This is a genomic window from Halanaerobium kushneri (genome assembly GCF_900156285.1).
Classification (GTDB): Bacteria; Bacillota; Halanaerobiia; order Halanaerobiales; family Halanaerobiaceae; genus Halanaerobium; species Halanaerobium kushneri.
This window is the reverse complement of record NZ_FTNC01000025.1, coordinates 1-17,048: the sequence shown is the minus strand read 5'-3', so window position 1 is coordinate 17,048 and position 17,048 is coordinate 1. Positions and strand designations below refer to the sequence as shown.

Annotated in this window: 18 protein-coding genes; all 18 read right to left on the bottom strand. The window is 34.0% G+C overall.

Features of this window, described 5'->3' with window-relative positions; translation table 11 throughout:
* Positions 1-10: 10 nt before the first annotated feature.
* The gene (locus BW929_RS12645; protein ID WP_076545855.1) at positions 11-322 is read right to left on the bottom strand and encodes a LiaF transmembrane domain-containing protein; all 312 of its coding nucleotides are present in this window, start codon (positions 320-322) and stop codon (positions 11-13) included.
* Entirely contained in the window at positions 312-839 is a 528-nt protein-coding gene (locus tag BW929_RS12640) for a PspC domain-containing protein (RefSeq protein WP_076545854.1), read from the bottom strand. Before BW929_RS12640 ends, BW929_RS12645 begins: the two co-directional genes overlap by 11 nt.
* Positions 840-1,017: 178 nt before the next feature.
* Complete coding sequence (locus tag BW929_RS12635; RefSeq protein ID WP_076545853.1) at positions 1,018-2,745, bottom strand: ABC transporter ATP-binding protein; 1,728 nt, start codon at positions 2,743-2,745, stop codon at positions 1,018-1,020.
* A gap of 145 nt (positions 2,746-2,890) precedes the next feature.
* Positions 2,891-3,550: a phosphate signaling complex protein PhoU gene (gene phoU / locus BW929_RS12630; protein ID WP_076545852.1), complete on the bottom strand. Its 660-nt coding sequence runs from the start codon at positions 3,548-3,550 to the stop codon at positions 2,891-2,893.
* Between the two features lie 77 nt (positions 3,551-3,627).
* Entirely contained in the window at positions 3,628-4,386 is a 759-nt protein-coding gene (pstB, locus tag BW929_RS12625) for a phosphate ABC transporter ATP-binding protein PstB (protein WP_076545851.1), read from the bottom strand.
* An 18-nt stretch (positions 4,387-4,404) separates the two neighbouring features.
* Positions 4,405-5,271 carry a phosphate ABC transporter permease PstA gene (gene pstA / locus BW929_RS12620; RefSeq protein WP_076545850.1) on the bottom strand — a complete coding sequence of 289 codons (867 nt, stop codon included), beginning with the start codon at positions 5,269-5,271 and terminating at the stop codon, positions 4,405-4,407.
* Positions 5,271-6,158, bottom strand: coding sequence for a phosphate ABC transporter permease subunit PstC (gene pstC, locus BW929_RS12615; protein ID WP_076545849.1), 888 nt, complete (start codon positions 6,156-6,158; stop codon positions 5,271-5,273). The genes pstA and pstC overlap by 1 nt, the downstream gene beginning before the upstream one ends.
* Positions 6,159-6,293: 135 nt before the next feature.
* Positions 6,294-7,115, bottom strand: coding sequence for a phosphate ABC transporter substrate-binding protein (locus tag BW929_RS12610; protein ID WP_076545848.1), 822 nt, complete (start codon positions 7,113-7,115; stop codon positions 6,294-6,296).
* Positions 7,116-7,369: 254 nt separating this feature from the next.
* Positions 7,370-7,600 carry a thioredoxin family protein gene (locus BW929_RS12605; RefSeq protein ID WP_076545847.1) on the bottom strand — a complete coding sequence of 77 codons (231 nt, stop codon included), beginning with the start codon at positions 7,598-7,600 and terminating at the stop codon, positions 7,370-7,372.
* An 89-nt stretch (positions 7,601-7,689) separates the two neighbouring features.
* Positions 7,690-8,646, bottom strand: coding sequence for a permease (locus BW929_RS12600; RefSeq protein WP_076545846.1), 957 nt, complete (start codon positions 8,644-8,646; stop codon positions 7,690-7,692).
* Positions 8,646-9,008 (bottom strand): ArsR/SmtB family transcription factor, encoded by a 363-nt coding sequence (locus BW929_RS12595; protein WP_076545845.1) that lies wholly within the window; start codon positions 9,006-9,008, stop codon positions 8,646-8,648. Before BW929_RS12595 ends, BW929_RS12600 begins: the two co-directional genes overlap by 1 nt.
* 217 nt (positions 9,009-9,225) lie before the next feature.
* Positions 9,226-11,007 (bottom strand): two-component system histidine kinase PnpS, encoded by a 1,782-nt coding sequence (gene pnpS, locus BW929_RS12590; RefSeq protein WP_076545844.1) that lies wholly within the window; start codon positions 11,005-11,007, stop codon positions 9,226-9,228.
* On the bottom strand, positions 10,991-11,680 hold the full coding sequence (locus tag BW929_RS12585; protein WP_076545843.1) for a response regulator transcription factor: 690 nt from the start codon (positions 11,678-11,680) through the stop codon (positions 10,991-10,993). The genes pnpS and BW929_RS12585 overlap by 17 nt, the downstream gene beginning before the upstream one ends.
* Positions 11,681-11,715: 35 nt before the next feature.
* The gene (locus tag BW929_RS12580; RefSeq protein ID WP_076545842.1) at positions 11,716-12,312 is read right to left on the bottom strand and encodes a GrpB family protein; all 597 of its coding nucleotides are present in this window, start codon (positions 12,310-12,312) and stop codon (positions 11,716-11,718) included.
* Between the two features lie 372 nt (positions 12,313-12,684).
* Entirely contained in the window at positions 12,685-14,385 is a 1,701-nt protein-coding gene (locus BW929_RS12575) for a Na/Pi cotransporter family protein (protein ID WP_114489911.1), read from the bottom strand.
* A 189-nt stretch (positions 14,386-14,574) separates the two neighbouring features.
* Entirely contained in the window at positions 14,575-14,832 is a 258-nt protein-coding gene (locus BW929_RS12570; protein WP_076545841.1) for a Veg family protein, read from the bottom strand.
* A 116-nt stretch (positions 14,833-14,948) separates the two neighbouring features.
* The gene (locus tag BW929_RS12565; protein WP_076545840.1) at positions 14,949-16,460 is read right to left on the bottom strand and encodes a 4Fe-4S dicluster domain-containing protein; all 1,512 of its coding nucleotides are present in this window, start codon (positions 16,458-16,460) and stop codon (positions 14,949-14,951) included.
* Positions 16,457-16,696: a (2Fe-2S) ferredoxin domain-containing protein gene (locus BW929_RS12560; protein WP_076545839.1), complete on the bottom strand. Its 240-nt coding sequence runs from the start codon at positions 16,694-16,696 to the stop codon at positions 16,457-16,459. The genes BW929_RS12565 and BW929_RS12560 overlap by 4 nt, the downstream gene beginning before the upstream one ends.
* Positions 16,697-17,048 lie beyond the last annotated feature (352 nt).

Genomic DNA, 17,048 nt, shown 5'->3' with positions numbered 1-17,048 from the left:
AACCGCATAATTATCTAAAAGGCAAATTATTGAAATCAAAAATACGCATTCTCATCTGTGGGATAAAATAAAAGGGCTGTTGATTGACAAGCAGATAAATTAAATATAATGATAGACCAATAACAATAATGGGAACGATAAACCAGAAACTACTTTTCTGTAATAAAATATGCAAACCAAATATAATCAATAATACAGGCCAGTAACTGCGTATAAATAAGAATATATTAAAATTATACTCACCAAGAGAATCTCCCAGAAATATAATACCTGCAAAAATTAAAATGAGGGCAATTAAACTGCGGTCCCTATTATCTGTCATTATTATCACCCTTAAGCATCAGTGCTCCAGCGGCAATTAAAATTAAAGGCCAGTATTTTTCCCAGTACAAAGTTGGAATCCAGATATCAACTAAAAAAATAGACCCAACCAAAATCATGATTATTGCAAATAGTTTGCGGCGATTGTTACTGTTTTCAGGACTATGATTTTGATACTGCTCATAATATCTTTTTTCATTTTCTTTTCTGGACTCATAATCTTCACTGTTTTTTTGGGCTCTCTCCTGCTTATCGTCCTGCTCTTGATTAAGGCTTTCCTGAGATTTTTTATCTTCTATATAATAATCATCTGGCATTCTGTATTCATTTTTCACCGGCTCTTCAGACATTACAAGCCAGGCAATAATATAAGCAATCAAACCTACTCCCTGAAATAAAAATATAAATAAAACTGCAAGTCGTATTAAAGAAGAATCTACGTTAAAATAATCTGCCAGTCCTCCACAGACTCCGGCAATCATCCGGTCATCACGAGAACGATATAATTTTTTTGACATTATAAATCTTCCTTTCATTATTTAAATAGTTTATAGGACAATAACTAAAATATGTTAAAGAATCATTTCTGATTATAGTATCGCAGATTTCAGAGCTCTTGTCAAAGAAAAAAGCCGGGTTAATCCCCGACTTTAAGTAAACTATTCATTTTTTATAATAGACTAAAATTTAATATTTTTATTCAGCCAGTTTGGTAGAAAACTGCTCATTATATAACTGAGCATATTCTCCTCTGTTTTTAATTAATTCTTGATGCTTCCCTCGCTCAACTATTCCTTCTTCAGTTAAAACAATAATCTGATCAGCATTTATCACTGTCGAAAGTCGATGAGCAATAACCAGGGTAGTTCGTCCCTCTGCCAGTTTTTCTAAAGATTTCTGAATAATTTTTTCACTGCGATTATCGAGAGAAGATGTTGCCTCATCCAGAATTAGAATAGGAGGATTTTTCAAAAATGAACGCGCAATAGAAATTCTCTGTTTCTGTCCTCCAGAAAGTTTAACTCCTCTTTCCCCAATATCAGTATCATAACCTTCACTTAAATTTAAAATAAAATCATGTGCATTGGCTTTTTTCGCTGCTTCAATAATATCCTCATCTGAAGCACCTGCTGTCCCATAGGCAATATTTTCTCTAACTGTACCATTAAAAAGAAAAACATCCTGCTGCACAATTCCAATATTACGGCGCAGTGATTCTAAAGTCACATTTTTAATATTAGTATTGTCAATAGAAAGACTACCACTATCAATCTCATAAAATCTGGGCAGTAGTTTAGTTAAAGTTGATTTACCTGCTCCAGAAGGTCCAACAAAAGCTACTGTTTTACCCGGTTCAATCCTTATATTAATATTGCTCAGTACCTTTTCATGGTTATCATAACCAAAGGTAACATCCTCATATTTTATAAGTCCAGCAACACCTTTTAGCTCCCGAGCATCAGGATGGTCAACTATTTCTGGGTCAACCTCTAAAAGTTCTTTGAAGCGGCTGAATCCAGACATTCCGCGCTGTAGCTGTTCATTAAAGTTAACCAATCTTCTAATTGGATTCATAAACATGTCAACATAAAATAAAAAAGCAACCATCTGACCAACCGAAAGACTACCATTATAAATAAAATAGCCTCCAGCAGCCAGGGTACTTAAACGAATTAGATTAATAAAAAGATTCATACCGGAATGGAATTGTGCCATGTTTTTCATAGCCCATTCTCGAGAACGTCGATAATTATGATTACCCTCACAAAACTTTTCATTTTCGTAATCTTCATTTGTAAAAGATTTAACTACTCTAATTCCACTTAAACTATCTTCAATTATTGTATTTACCTCAGCCATCTTTTCTCTGATAACTTTAAAAGCATTATACATTTTTTCTCCTAAATGCAGAGAAAAGAAAAACATAACCGGGATTAAAGCAAAAGTTACCAGGGCCAGCTGCCAGTGCATAGTTACCAGAATTGAAAAAGACCCAATTAATAACATAGCCGAAATCAATACATCCTCAGGGCCATGGTGAGCCAGTTCTGAAATGTTATTTAAATCATTAACAACCCTGGACATCAAATATCCTACTTTATTATTATCATAAAACTTAAAGGACAATTTTTGCAGATGGGTAAATAGATCAGAACGCATATCTGTTTCCATTCTAATTCCAACCACATGTCCCCAATAGTGAACTATATATTGGAATAAAAAACGCAGAATATACAGAACAAGCAAAATAATCGCAATTCTTATTATCATGTTTGCATTACGCTGAGGAAAATAATCATCAATCAGACGCTGAACATAAACTGGATAGACAAGGTCAATACCGGACATTAAAATAGCACAGCTAATATCGACTAAAAATAATTTCCAGTGATTTTTATAATAACTAAAAAACTTTTTTAACATCTATAAAAATACCCCCTTTTTTATTTACTAATTAGAAATTTTATCACAGTAGTTTTGTTATTGCAATTACTATTTTAAGTAAAAAAAGTGCACTCCTTGATAGAGTACACTTTTATTAATACCTATTAAATTATTTTTTTCTAATTTATTCTAATTCAGTCCATTCTCCGGTTTTCATATAAACTGTTCTCTCACAAATATTGGTAGAATGGTCACCTATTCTTTCTAAAAATCGACTAATAAACATCAGTGAAGTTCCCTGCTCAATTGTCGCACAGTCATTTTCCATAACAGTTAGCAGTTCAGAATTGATCTGCTCATCTAGACGATCTACAGCTTCATCTCTAGCTGCAACTTGTTTTGCTTTTTCAATATCCATATCAACAAAAGCTTCTAAACTTTCTCGCAACCTCTGGACAACAATATCCCTCATACCAGGTAGATCCTGCATTTCTTTAATTAGGGGTTGGTCACCAATTTCTTTTACTTTATAGGCAATATTTGAAGCATTATCACCAATTCTTTCCAGATCAGTCACTAACTTGGAAATAACAATAATTTTTCGCAAATCAATTGCCACTGGCTGCTGGAGAGCAATCAAACGGGTACATTTTTCTTCTATATCTAGTTCATAGTCATCAATTATATCATCATCTTTAATTACTTCATCAGCAAGCTTAATATCTTTGTTCATTAAAGCTTCAATACTCTTACTTATACTTTCACCAACAACACTTCCCATTTTTAACATTTCATTTTCTAAATCTTTCAGTTCTGTATGAAAAGCCTTACGAGATTCATTCATTTTTACTATATACCTCCTTCAAGCTATTTTTAAAATAATAAATAGCTCCTAACTTAATAATAAACTCAGATTTGATTTTAACCAAAACGACCTGTTATATAATCTTCTGTCCGCTGGTCAGATGGATTTTCAAATATCTTATCAGTCTGATCAAATTCAACCAGATCTCCCATCAAAAAGAAGCCGGTATTATCGGAAACACGCGCCGCCTGCTGCATACTGTGGGTAACAATTACAATAGTATAATTATTCTTTAGCTCATCTATTAAATCTTCAATTTTAGCTGTTGCTACTGGGTCAAGGGCTGAAGCCGGCTCATCCATTAATAAAACTTCAGGTTTAACTGCCAGAGCTCTAGCAATACAAAGTCTCTGCTGCTGTCCTCCAGAAAGACCCAGAGCTGAATCATCAAGCCTGTCTTTCACTTCCTCATATAAGGCAGCCCCCTTTAAACTTTCAATTACAATTTCTTCTAATTTATCTTTGTCCTTAAGGCCGTGAATTCTGGGCCCATAGGCGACATTATCAAATATTGATTTCGGAAACGGATTAGGCTGCTGAAAAACCATTCCAACTCTTTTTCTTAATTCAACTACATCAACATTTTCCTTGTAAATATTTTCATTATCAAAAAGAACTTCTCCCTCTACCCTGCTACCCTCAATAAGGTCATTCATTCTATTTAAAGTCCGCAAAAATGTTGATTTACCACAACCTGAAGGCCCAATTAAAGCAGTTACTTTATTTGATTCAAGCGGTATATTAATATTTTTTAGAGCCTGAAAATCATCATAATAAAAATCAAGATTTTTTACTTCCATTTTAATTTCACTCATAAATTTACTCCTTCCAGCTTAATTTGTATTCTTTTTGCTAAATTTAATTCTCATAAAAATAGCAACTAAATTAATCAATAAAACTAATACCAGTAATACTACAGCTGTACCATAAGCAATTGGAATCTGCTTTTGGGGAAAAGTACCGGTAGCAACCAGTGCATAAATATTATATGGTAAGGCCATTACTTCTGAAAATACTGAGTTGGGAAGACGCATTGAAAAGAAAGTAGCTGCCGTAAAAATTATAGGTGCCGTCTCCCCAGCTACACGTCCTACTCCCAGTATACACCCAGTTAAAATTCCGGGCAATGCAGCTGGTAAAACTACATTTTTTATCGTCTGCCATTTAGTTGCCCCCAGTGCCAGAGAAGAACTTCTGTATTCATCGGGAACTGACATTAATGCTTCTTCTGAAGCTCGAATTATAGTTGGCAAAATAACAATAGCCAGCGTAAGAGCTCCTGATAAAATGGAAACTCCAAAATTAAGATATTTTACAAAGATAGATAGACCAAAAAGCCCAAATACAACTGAGGGTACACCTGCTAAATTATTAACACCTATTCTAATTATTCTAATTAATTTTCCTTTTTTGGCATATTCAGTCATATATATTGCTGCAAAGACTCCAAGCGGGGTAGCAACTAAAATTGCTCCACTAACCAGATAAAAAGAACCAACAATTGCCGGTAAAATTCCACCCTCTGTCATTCCGTTCTTAGGCATAGAGGTTAAGAATTCCCAACTAATTACCCCCAGACCTCTTTTAAAGATAAAAAATATAATTACGCCCAGGACAGCTATTGAAGACAGCATTAATAATCCCAAAATACTAAATACTATTTTTTCTACTGCTTTTCTTTTAGTTAATTTATTTTCCATTATTCTCCACTCACCTTTTTCTTAAATCTCTGCTGAGCAAAATCTGCAAAGATATTAAAAATAAGAGTTATTAAAAATAAAATTATTGCTATTCCAAATAATGCCTGATAATGCTCACTTCCAACCGGAGCTTCTCCCATTTCGGCAGCAATTGTTGCAGTCATTGGCCTAACAGGTTTTAAAATATTACTTGGAAACAGCGAAGCACCCCCAGCAACCATTAAAACTGTCATTGTTTCTCCAATGGCTCTTCCCATTCCTAAAATTACAGCTGTCACAATACCAGAAGAAGCTGTGGGAAGTATAACTCTGAACATGGTTTCTAATCTATTAGCCCCTAAAGCCAGGGAGGCATCTCTGAAATTTTGAGGAACTGCTGTAATTGCATCTTCTGCCAGACTAACAATTGTCGGCAAAGCCATAATTCCCAGCATTATCATTGCATTTAAAGCAGTTAATCCGGTAGGCAGGCCAAAAACTTCTCTTAAAAATGGACCTAAAATCTTCATTCCAAATAGTCCATAGATAACAGAAGGCACTCCAGCCAGCATTTCTATTGTTGGCTTAACAATATTCTTAAATTTTTTGGGCAAAATATAAGCAATATGAATTGCAGATGCAACTCCAAAAGGAACTGCAATAACCATTGCTCCAATTGTTACCACTATTGAGCCTGACAAAAGATTAAAAATACCATAACCTGGCGGATCATAAGTTGGATACCAGTCACTGGTGAAAAGAAATTCCAAAATTCCTACTTTAGAAAAAATTGGAGCTCCCTCTTTAAACAAAACAATAATAATCCCTGTTAAGAAAAGTATTGATGAAAAAGCAAAAAATAAAAGTATATTTTTAATTATTTTTTCTTTAGTCTTCCAATTTAACATAAATTTCACCTCTCAAGTATAGAAAAAATTTTATAAATAAACATTGAAAAAGGGAGAGGCCTCTCCCTTTTCCAGGTTGATACTAGTATATTTGATGTTTATCTATTAACTTTATAAAACTTTATAATTTATCTTTTAGTGAAGAGGTACAAATCCCTGCTCTTTTACTAGAGCCTGGCCTTCAGCACTTAAGATAAAGTTGATAAATCTGGCTGTTAAACCCTCTGGCCAGCCATCAGTAAACATGAATAGCGGACGAGCAATTGGAAATTCTCCACTGGCTACTGTTGCATTAGAAGGTAGAACCCCATTAACTTTAACAGCTTTAAGTGAATCAGATAAATAACCAAGTCCCACATAACCGATAGCACCTTCAGTATCAGAAACAACTCCGGCAACTGCACCATTAGAAGCCTGTAATAAAGCTGCTTTAGTCAATCTTTCTTTACCAAGTGTAATCTCATTAAACACTTCAAAAGTACCAGAACTTGAATCTCTAGAGACAACTACTATTTCCATATCTGGTCCTCCAAATTCTGACCAGTTAGTAGCTTCACCAGTATAAATTGATTTAATATCTTCCAGGCTTAATTCTTCAACCGAATTGGCTGGATTAACTACAACAGCAATTCCATCCATTGCTACTCTGTGAGGCACAGGATAAATTCCATTTTCTACTGCAGCTTGAACCTCTGCTTGCTTAACAAATCTAGAGGCATCTGCAATATCAACAGCACCATCAATCAAAGCAGCAATACCGTTACCTGATCCACCACCACGAACAGAAATATTTACATCAGAATTTTGCTCCATATAAACCTCAGCCGCTTTTTGAGCAATCGGCAGAACTGTCGAAGAACCCTGAATTGTAAGTTCTTCCTGAGCCATTACACTAAAGGGCATAACAGCTACCAGTAAGAGTGCCAGCACAACAACAAAAGAATTAATTTTACTCATTAATTTTTTCCCCCTTAAGGAATTTTTATTTTCTTTATTAACTTGACTCTGATTAAATGATAACAGCCTAATGTTACAACAGTATGTCACTAATGTTAAAATAATGTAAACAAAAAAACCGCCCTCATTGATATAATACTTCCAATGTAGGCGGTCTAATTAAAAACTTATTTAATTTTTTAAAAGTAAAAGAAGCTTAATTTTATCTTAGCATAATTGAGTGCTTAAAATAATTTATCAGCTTATAAATACATTTAAGCAATTAACTCTTTAATTTCTTCTACTGATGCAACCCTCCCTTTTATCTTAACCTTTCCATTAATACCAATTGCAGGAGTACTCATAATTCCAGCCATTGCAATTTCTTTCATATCCTCAACTTTAATTATCTCTGCCTCAATACCTGCTTCTGCTACAGCTTTCCTGGCATTGTCAGCAAGATTGACACAATTTTTGCATCCTGGTCCATAAATAGTAATTTTCATCTTTAACACTCCTCAGATTTGATTTGTAATTTAATTTCTTAAATCAATTTATAATAATCAAATTTCTATACAGGTTATTTAATTAAAAATTAGATAATTAAATTAAACATATATCCTACCCCAATAATTGAAACTCCAACAACAGTTACAAAAACGGCAATCAATTTAGGTTTAATTACTCTACGCAGAATAATCATTGCTGGCAAAGATAAAGCAGTAGTTGCCATCATAAAACTTAAAGCTGTTCCCAGAGCAACACCTTTACTCATTAAAGCCTCCACAATTGGTATGGTACCAACTGCATTAGAGTAAAGAGGTATCCCAACAATAACAGCAGCAATAACTGATAAAGGATTATTTACTCCTGCATATTCAGCCAGTAATTTGGCCGGTGCATATCCGTGTATTACAGCACCCAATCCAATGCCAATTATTACATACTTCCAGACTCTACTCACAATCTCTTTAACTTCGGCCCGAGCGAAATCAATTCTATCACTCCAGTTTAGCTTTTCAATCTCACTTTCCTCTGCGCTGATCTGGTAAACATATTCTTCTACCTGTTTTTCCATTCCTAAAATCTCAATCACAATTCCACCAACAATTCCGACAACAATACCACTGATCAAATAGATAGTCCCGATTTTCCAACCAAAAATTGTATAGAGCATAACCAGAGCTACCTCATTAACTATTGGTGAAGTAATTAAAAAAGAAAAGGTAATTCCAAGTGGAATTCCAGACTCTACAAAACCAATAAATATTGGAACAGATGAACAGGAACAAAATGGTGTCACAACTCCAAGTAATGAAGCCATAACATGTCCTGTAATTTTTCTATAACTACTTAAAAGTTTTTTTGTTTTTTCTGGGGGGAAATAACTCCTAATAATTGAAATAAAAAAGATCATTATAGAGAGCAAAAAAATTATCTTAGTTGTATCATAGATAAAGAAATGAACAGAGTCTCCCAATCTACCTGCTGAGTCCAGGCCAAAGAAATTATAAGTTATCAAATCTGCCAATTTTTCAAATAATAAAAACATTAACAACAGCCTCCTTTAGAAGCTGATTTAATCTCAGCTGCTGTATCTAAATTATCTATCTTAGATTGAAGTTCTGGCAAATTTAATTCAGTTAGCGAATTTGAACTTAAAGAAATCAGACTGGCTAAATAACTGTCATAGACCCCTCTATCGATTGAATAATAAATCCACTTACCACTTTTTTCTTCTATTAAAAGATCCAGCTCTTTAAAATAACTAAGGTGTTGAGAAACACTTGATTGAGATTTTCCCAGCAGCTGTTGAAGCTGACACACACAGTACTGACTATCCAATAAAAGTTTAAGTATTTTTATTCGATTTTCATCAGCTATACACTTTAAAAAATTAAGTAACTTATCCATCAAAATTCTCCTTTTGGCTTTTAATATTAATAAATACTAATATGATAATAACATTAAATATTAGTTAAGTCAATATTTTTTATACTAATTTCTACTTTTTTAGTTGTTAAAGCTTGTCATAGCAAAATTATATTTTAATTTTATAGTTTATCAACTACAAAATTAAGCAAAGAAAATACCTGCTCATATTAGTCAGAGCAGGTATTAAAGTTTAGACTTATTCAGCTGCTTTTAAATAAAAAGAAAATTCACTTCCAGCACCTTCACGACTTTTGACCTGAATATCACTTCCATGTTGTTTTATAATATTACGGACAATTGAAAGACCAATCCCGGTGCCACCAAGAGCTCTACTCCGAGCTTTATCGACTCTATAAAATCTTTCAAAAATCCTTTCCTGATCAGATAATGGTATTCCAATTCCATTATCTTTCACAGAAATATAAACTTTATCAGCTTCAGCTTCTACATTAATGCTGACTTTTCCACCTGCAGGAGTATATTTAATTGCATTATCAATCAAATTAATCATTACCTGCTTTATCTGCTCCCGAACCATATAAACAAGCGGCAGATTGGCTGCTATCTCAATTTTTAGATCAATATTTTTATCTTCTGCTTTTTTTTCTAATAAATTAACTACTTTAGTTAATACTTCCCCTAAATTATCTGCTTTAAGATCAAAAGACTGAGACTCAATCTTTGATAAGTTGAGTAGATCTTTAATTAAAACTGATAAGCGATCAGTTTCCTCTTTAATTATTTTTAAGAATTTGTCTCGTGTCGCCGGGTCTTCAATATTACTTTCTAAAAGTGTATCTAAATAACCAACCATCGATGTAAGCGGAGTTCTTAATTCGTGTGAGACATTGGCCACAAAATCATTCCTAACTGTTTCTAATTTTCTTAATTCAGTAATATCAGTTAATACAATTACCCCGCCAGTAACATTTTTCTGCTCATCCAGTAGGGGGATAAATGTTGCATGAATAATTTTTGGCTCAGGATTTTTATACTTAATCTCCCTGCTTATACTTTCTTTTTTATCAAAAGCACGCTGCAGGTACATATCAATTCTGTGACTAAAAAGAGTGCTAATCAGTTCTTTTCCCTTAACCCTCTCTGCCTCAATATTGAATATTCTACGTGCAGCAGGATTAATTAAGGCCACTTTTCCTTCTTCATTAACAGCAATTACACCATCAACCATACTTTCTAAAATTGCTTCAATCCTATTTTTTTCCTGTGAAATCTCTGTAATTTTTTCTTCCAGTTCTGCTGCCATAAAATTGAACATTCGAGCCAGTTTTTCAATTTCACTATTATATTTTCTTACAGGAATTCTCTGGCTTAAATCACCCTCAGATATTTTTTCTGCTGTTTCAGTAACGGTTTCCAGCGGTTTAACAATACTGAAGGTAAGCCGCCAAGCTAAAAGAATTGTAATTACTGCCAGAATGAGAAAGAAAAAAAGATAACTTTTTATATCTTCTACTAAAACACTTCTAATAAATTGAAGCGGACGCGCCGTCCTTAAAATTCCAATTATTCTATCCTGATCTTTAATTGGAACAGCATAATACAGCATTTCTTCTCCAATTGTTTCACTATAACGAATTTCACTGCCTGAATTCTGATTGCGAAAAGCCTCAGCCACTTCCGGCCGATTTCGATGATTATCCATCTCACTGATCTCATAATGAGAATCAGCCAGTACATTCCCATCAGCTGCAATAATTGTAATTCTGGTTTCCGAATCTCGGGACCAGTTGGCAGCTTTTTTTTCCAGACTTGGGCTTAAATTATAGATTTCTTCTGCTTTAATATTATTAAGCATCAATTGAGAATAATGATCCAGACTAATTCTCTCCTGTTCTAAATAAAATTCTCGATGATTTGTACTAAAGTAGTAAAAACTTAATGCAATGATAAAAAGCTGCATTACAACGAAAATTATAATCAAACGATTCTTGATACCTAAATTATTCCATTTTAACAAATTTATATCCCACCCCTCTAACTGTGGCTATATAATCAGCTTCAATTTTTTTGCGCAGTCGCCTAATATGAACATCAACTGTTCTTGTATCTCCAGCATATTCATAGCCCCATATTTTTTCTAAAAGTAAATCTCGACTTAAAACTCTTCCCTGATTGATAAGCAGATAGCGGAGAAGTTCAAATTCTTTGGGAGTTAAAACAATCTGCTCTTCTGCATAAATTACTTCATGACGAGAAATATCCAGTTTTAATTTTCCGGCTTCAATTATCTCATCTTTTATTTTTTCACTATCTTCTCTAAACTCTTTAACCCTTCTAAAGATTGCCTTAATTCTGGCAACTAATTCTCTGGGGCTAAATGGTTTTGTCATATAATCGTCTGCACCCATCTCCAGGCCAAGAATCCTTTCAACTTCTTCCCCTTTAGCAGTTAGCATGATTATCGGGATCTGCCGCAGTTGTTTATTAGCTCTTACCCGGCGACAGACTTCCATACCATCAATTTCGGGTAACATTAAATCTAAAACTATCAGATCAATTTCTTCAGAAAGTTTTTCTAATGCTAGTTTACCATCTGCAGCAGTCTCAACTGTATAGCCCGCGTTTTTTAAATTAAATTTGATTAATTCTCTAATATTTTTTTCATCCTCAACAACAAGAATCTTTTCCATTATAAATCCTCCTAAATTTCTGATTTTTGAGCAAATTAATCTTTTTTATTTATTTTATATTTATTCTTAAAATCTTTTCTGGCTTCAGCAGTCCACTTTGTAATAAAATTTGTTTTTGCTTCCGTATAACCATCACGATTATTTTTATACTCTGCTTCTAAATTCTTTTTTAAAGCTCCATAATTTTCTGCTATTTTTGGATGAGCAATCAAATAATCTCTAAAATATAATTCATCCCAGTCATCAAGATAGCGTAGATGTAAGTGAAACACTTTGTCTGCAAAGCCGTGTGGAGTATAGCCTTTATTAAAAACTAGATTAAGTTCTTGAGAATCCTCATTTCTATGCATCAAAGTCCAGCCGGCATTTTTTAGCTCTGCTTCAATCTTTGCGATCCCAGCTTCTCTGCTTATTTCCAGCAAAATATCAACAGTTGGCTTGGCCAGCAGCCCAGGAACTGCAGTACTACCAATGTGATTAATCCGTTCAATATATTTTTTCGGCAGAGCAGCTAGTAAATCCTTCTTTTCTTCCCGGTACCACTCTTTATATTCCGAATTATGTTTTTTTAAGATTATGGGAAACAGCTGCCATAATTCTTCCAGCGACATTTCAGAAAGTGATTTAGTCATAGAAACCTCCTTAAATCTTTATCTGATTTTGTACTTCAGACAAAATAGCTTTGATTATAATTTATTAAATTATCATTAGAACAATTCTTTAAATTAGGATAACAATCCAAACTTCAAGCATCCCCAGAGAAAAGAGTTTTTTTAATTGGCCCTTTAGTCGAAACAGGTTTGAGTATAGCTAATTATGAAAAGTTTTTTCCCTGTCTGAACGAAGTGAGTTAGAAAAAACTAATAATTAGCTATCAACGAAAACCGTTGTGAAGACTATGGACAATTAAAAATAGCTCTTTTCTCCATTATAGCAAAAAGAGCCTCCTATAAAAAGGAGGCCCCAAGCAAATAAATCTATATCAATGTTAAATCTTTGTAAATTTAAACCACATCTACTTCCTGAACATCTTTACCTGTGCTTTCATCTTCATAAATTTCAATTATGCTGTAAGCAATATCAGCCATTTGATCACTGATATGCTCAAGATCATCAAGTAATTCTAAAAGAATAATACCGGAATTAGGATCACAGCTTCCTTTATCGGAACCTTTGATTCTACTAATACTTTCCTGTCGAAATTGAATTTGCATTTGATCTAATCTTTCTTCTGCTTCCAAAATTTCAGCAGCGATTTCAAGGTCATCAGTTTCAATCAATTCCAAAGTCTTATCCAGTACATCACAGATAATTGAATATACTTCCTGAATTGTTGCCTGAGCATCAGAGGAAAACTTGAGTTTATTTTCTAATCTATTTTCGATTAACTCTGCAATATCATCAGCATCATCAGCAATACTTTCAATATCATCAACCACAGCAAAATATTTATCTAAAGTTCGGATATCAACATCATTTAATTGCGCCTGAGGTATTTTCTGAATAAAATGTAAAAGTTCTTCCTCCATTTCATTTACTATATCCTCATGATGTCTAATCTTTCTGATTACTTCACCATCTTTACTCAAAAATCCGTCTACAGATTCGCAGACCATATCTCGAGAAATTTTACCCATTGCCGCAATTTCTTTTTTAACCTGATCAATTGCAACATAGGGGGTACTTAACATTCTATCATCTATAAAAGTAGTTCCTCTTTTTAGAGTTAAGTCTTCACCTGGAAGCATTTTTTTAACTAAATAAACCATAAAACCTGTAAATGGTAACCAGACAAGTGTATTCACAACATTAAAGAATGTATGCGTATTCGCCAGAAGCCTTTCCTCAGAAGGATTTATCTGGCCAAAAATTCCACTGATATTTAAAATTAAATTTTCAAGTAAAGAACCAAAATCTGGCACTATATAAAGAAATGCAATCATTATTCCAGCTCCCAGAACATTAAATAAAAAATGGGCAGCTGCAGCTCTTTTAGCTGTTAAATTAGCACCTATCGCGGATAAAATAGCAGTAACAGTTGTACCAATGTTACTACCTAAAAGAATTGGAATTGCAGCTTCGTAATGAATAGCTCCTGCAGTCACCAGTCCTAAGAGAATACCAAATGAAGCTGAACTACTCTGAATAGCTACTGTAACAAAAATACCTGTTAAAATACCCAAAATTGGATACTGAGCAAAACTTTCCATCCAGTTGACGAAAACAACTGAATCCTTTAGGGGTTCCATGGTATCCCCCATAGTTTCTAAACCTAAAAATAATAAACCAAAACCTAATAAAATCTGTCCAATATACTGAAATTTTTTGCTTTTAGAAAATAAATATGTAAAAGCACCAATTGCTATTGCATGAAAAGCATAATCACCTAATTTAAAAGCAATTAACTGAGCAGTTACTGTAGTACCTATATTGGCACCCATAATTACTCCAATTGACTGGAATAAAGTCATTAAACCAGCATTGACAAAACCTACAACCATAACTGTAGTTGCACTACTACTTTGAATGATGGCGGTAACAATTGTTCCAACTCCAACTCCCATAATTGGTTTTGAAGTCATGGCAGCCAAAAAATGACGCAGTCTTTTCCCGGCAGTTTTTTGTAACCCCTCACTCATCTGCTTCATCCCATAGATAAAGAGGCCCAGACCACCGAGTAATCCTATAGCCATATCAATTCCCAAACCTATCTCCCCTTTCGTTTTTTTGAGTTTATCCCGTTATTAAATTACCCGTTTATGAATAATACTTAGATAATACAAATTATCTTCTTAGAAATATATTCTTTTTTTGTAAAATTTTATTTAAAAAATAACAGGAAAAAAAGCAGCCAGCTACGGCTGCTCTATTAAATTTATATCCTCTATCTTAAATTAAACACCTATCTTTACTTCATCATCTTTAGACATGACTACTACATCATCTGTTAAAAGATCTGAGTAAGTATAAGAAAGTCGCCTAATTTGATTGTGATCTTTAATTCTAACTACAAAAACATTTTCATGAGTTTTTTCCAAAACCCCTTCTTTTTCTACCGCTTTTCGTCTGCCTCGATTGGCTTTAACACTTACTCGATGACCGACAAATGATTTTACTTCCTCTTTTATTTTATCAAGAACATTTTCTTCCATTCAGATTCACCTCATTTTGAAAACAATTCAGAAATAATTATATCATAAGTTGCCCATTTAAGCAAAACTTATGCCCTTATAAGTAGTAGTGATAAGAGATGATGATAATGGAATTTTTATTCTTTTGGCTCATTCTTATTCAAGTTTTCATTTTCAAAGGCAAATTTGTAAGGTGACTCATCTGCAAATTTATCAACATATTTTGCTCCCCGTTTTGTAGCCAGCAAAGTTCCAGGACCACCAACACAGCCGCCCTCACAGGCCATTCCTTCAATCAAATGTCCAGCAAGAACTCCAGCCTTTGCTTTCATTAAGGTCTTTCTACAATCTGCCAGTCCATCTGCTTTAGTAATTGGCGGATCTATTTCATATTTTACTTTCAAATTCTGCCTGATAGCTTCAGCAACTCCACCTGCATTAGCATAAGCGCGACCATAATATGATGCATCTCTAATTTCCTCTTCTGCATCAACTTTGGTCAGCTCAATATCTGCCGCTACAAAAATCGCTGCTAGCTCTTCAAAGGTAATTACAAAATCCACCTCATCTTTTACTTTATCACTTAAGGCCTCCAGTTTTTTAGAAACACAGGGGCCAATAAATACAACTTTACTGTTCTGATTATCTTCTTTAACTGATTTAGCTGCAAAAATCATTGGTGAGCTAGATTCAGATATATTATCCTTAACTTCAGGCACATGTTTATCTGCCACATAAGTCCAGGATGGACAGCAGGAAGTGCCAAGATAGGGCTGCTTTTCTGGAATATCTTCTGCAAATAATTCAGCTTCATGCAGAGAAGCAAAATCAGCTCCCAGGCTAACCTCGCGCACTTCTTTCATACCCAGCTCTTTTAAAGCAGTTACAATTTTTTCTGCAGAAACTAAAGGACCAAACTGACCGACAAAGGAAGGTGCAATAATTGCCCGGACATCTTCCCCTTTTTTAATTGATTTTAAAAGCTGATAAATCATAGATTTATCTGCAATAGCTCCAAATGGGCAGGCTATAATACACTGACCACAGCTTACACATTTATCCTGATTTATTTGAGCTCGATTATAATCATCACTTTCTATGGCATCAACACCACAGGCAGCTGCACAGGGGCGCTCGTAGTTTACAATTGCCTCATAAGGACAGGCTTCCTTACACTTCCCACAGTTGATACATTTTTCCTGATCAATAACTGCAGCGTGCTCTTCAATAGTAATTGCATCAACAGGACAGACAATACTGCAGGGATGAGCAAGGCATTTACGACAGTTATTAGTTACAAAATGAGCATTTGTCGGACATTTCTCACAAGCAAAACGAATTACATTGACCAGAGGTTCCTTGAGCTGATTATCATTTTTAAGAAAATCTCTGATTCCCTCTGAAAGCAGTTTATGTTCCTGGTTTGTTTCATAGTCCATTCCCAGTCCCATCCGAACCCGGGCAGCAACTATTGCTCTTTCTTTAAAAATACTTGATCTATATGTAGCTTCTTCAGTATCAATGATTCGATAAGGTATTTTATCAAATTCTTCACACTCAGCATCTTTGAGAGCCAGCCTTGCCAGCTCAGCAAAGACCATCCGTCGGATTTTAACTATATCAGTATAAATTCCTTTTAATTTGCTCATTTTATCCTCTCCATTACTTTACTGATTACCATCTGAGTTTGAGCTGAGGTAATAAGATCATCATCAACTTTAACTACAGGAGCATTTTTGATATCTCCACACATATCCAAACATTCAACTCTATTTATCTCAATTTGTTCTGGATACTCCTCCTGTAATTCTTCTAAAGTATCTAAAATATTTAATGCTCCTACAAGTGAACAGTGGCTGCCCACACAGATTTCTACTTTAACCATTTTTCTGCCTCCTTCCAAAATTCCAGCTAAAAATTTAACTTGAATTCGGCAAGTAAAAAGTTAAAATAGTTCTTTTTAGATTTTTGCCGTTAAAAAATAATTTCAATCTATTAAAATTAAATATTTAGTCTCAATTTAAATAGCCAGTTAAATAAATTGTCCAGCTTCCAGATTTTAGACGCACTTAACTAAACTATGGTTTTCATAGCTTAAAAAATTAGTCTAAACTGTACTGGTGGTTTTAATTTAGCACCACCTTCTTTCTAAAATCTGTTAGTGCTTTTCTAAGATATTTAATTGTTTTTTCCAGCAGTTTATTTGGGGCAAAGCGGATGTGTTTGTACCAGCCGCT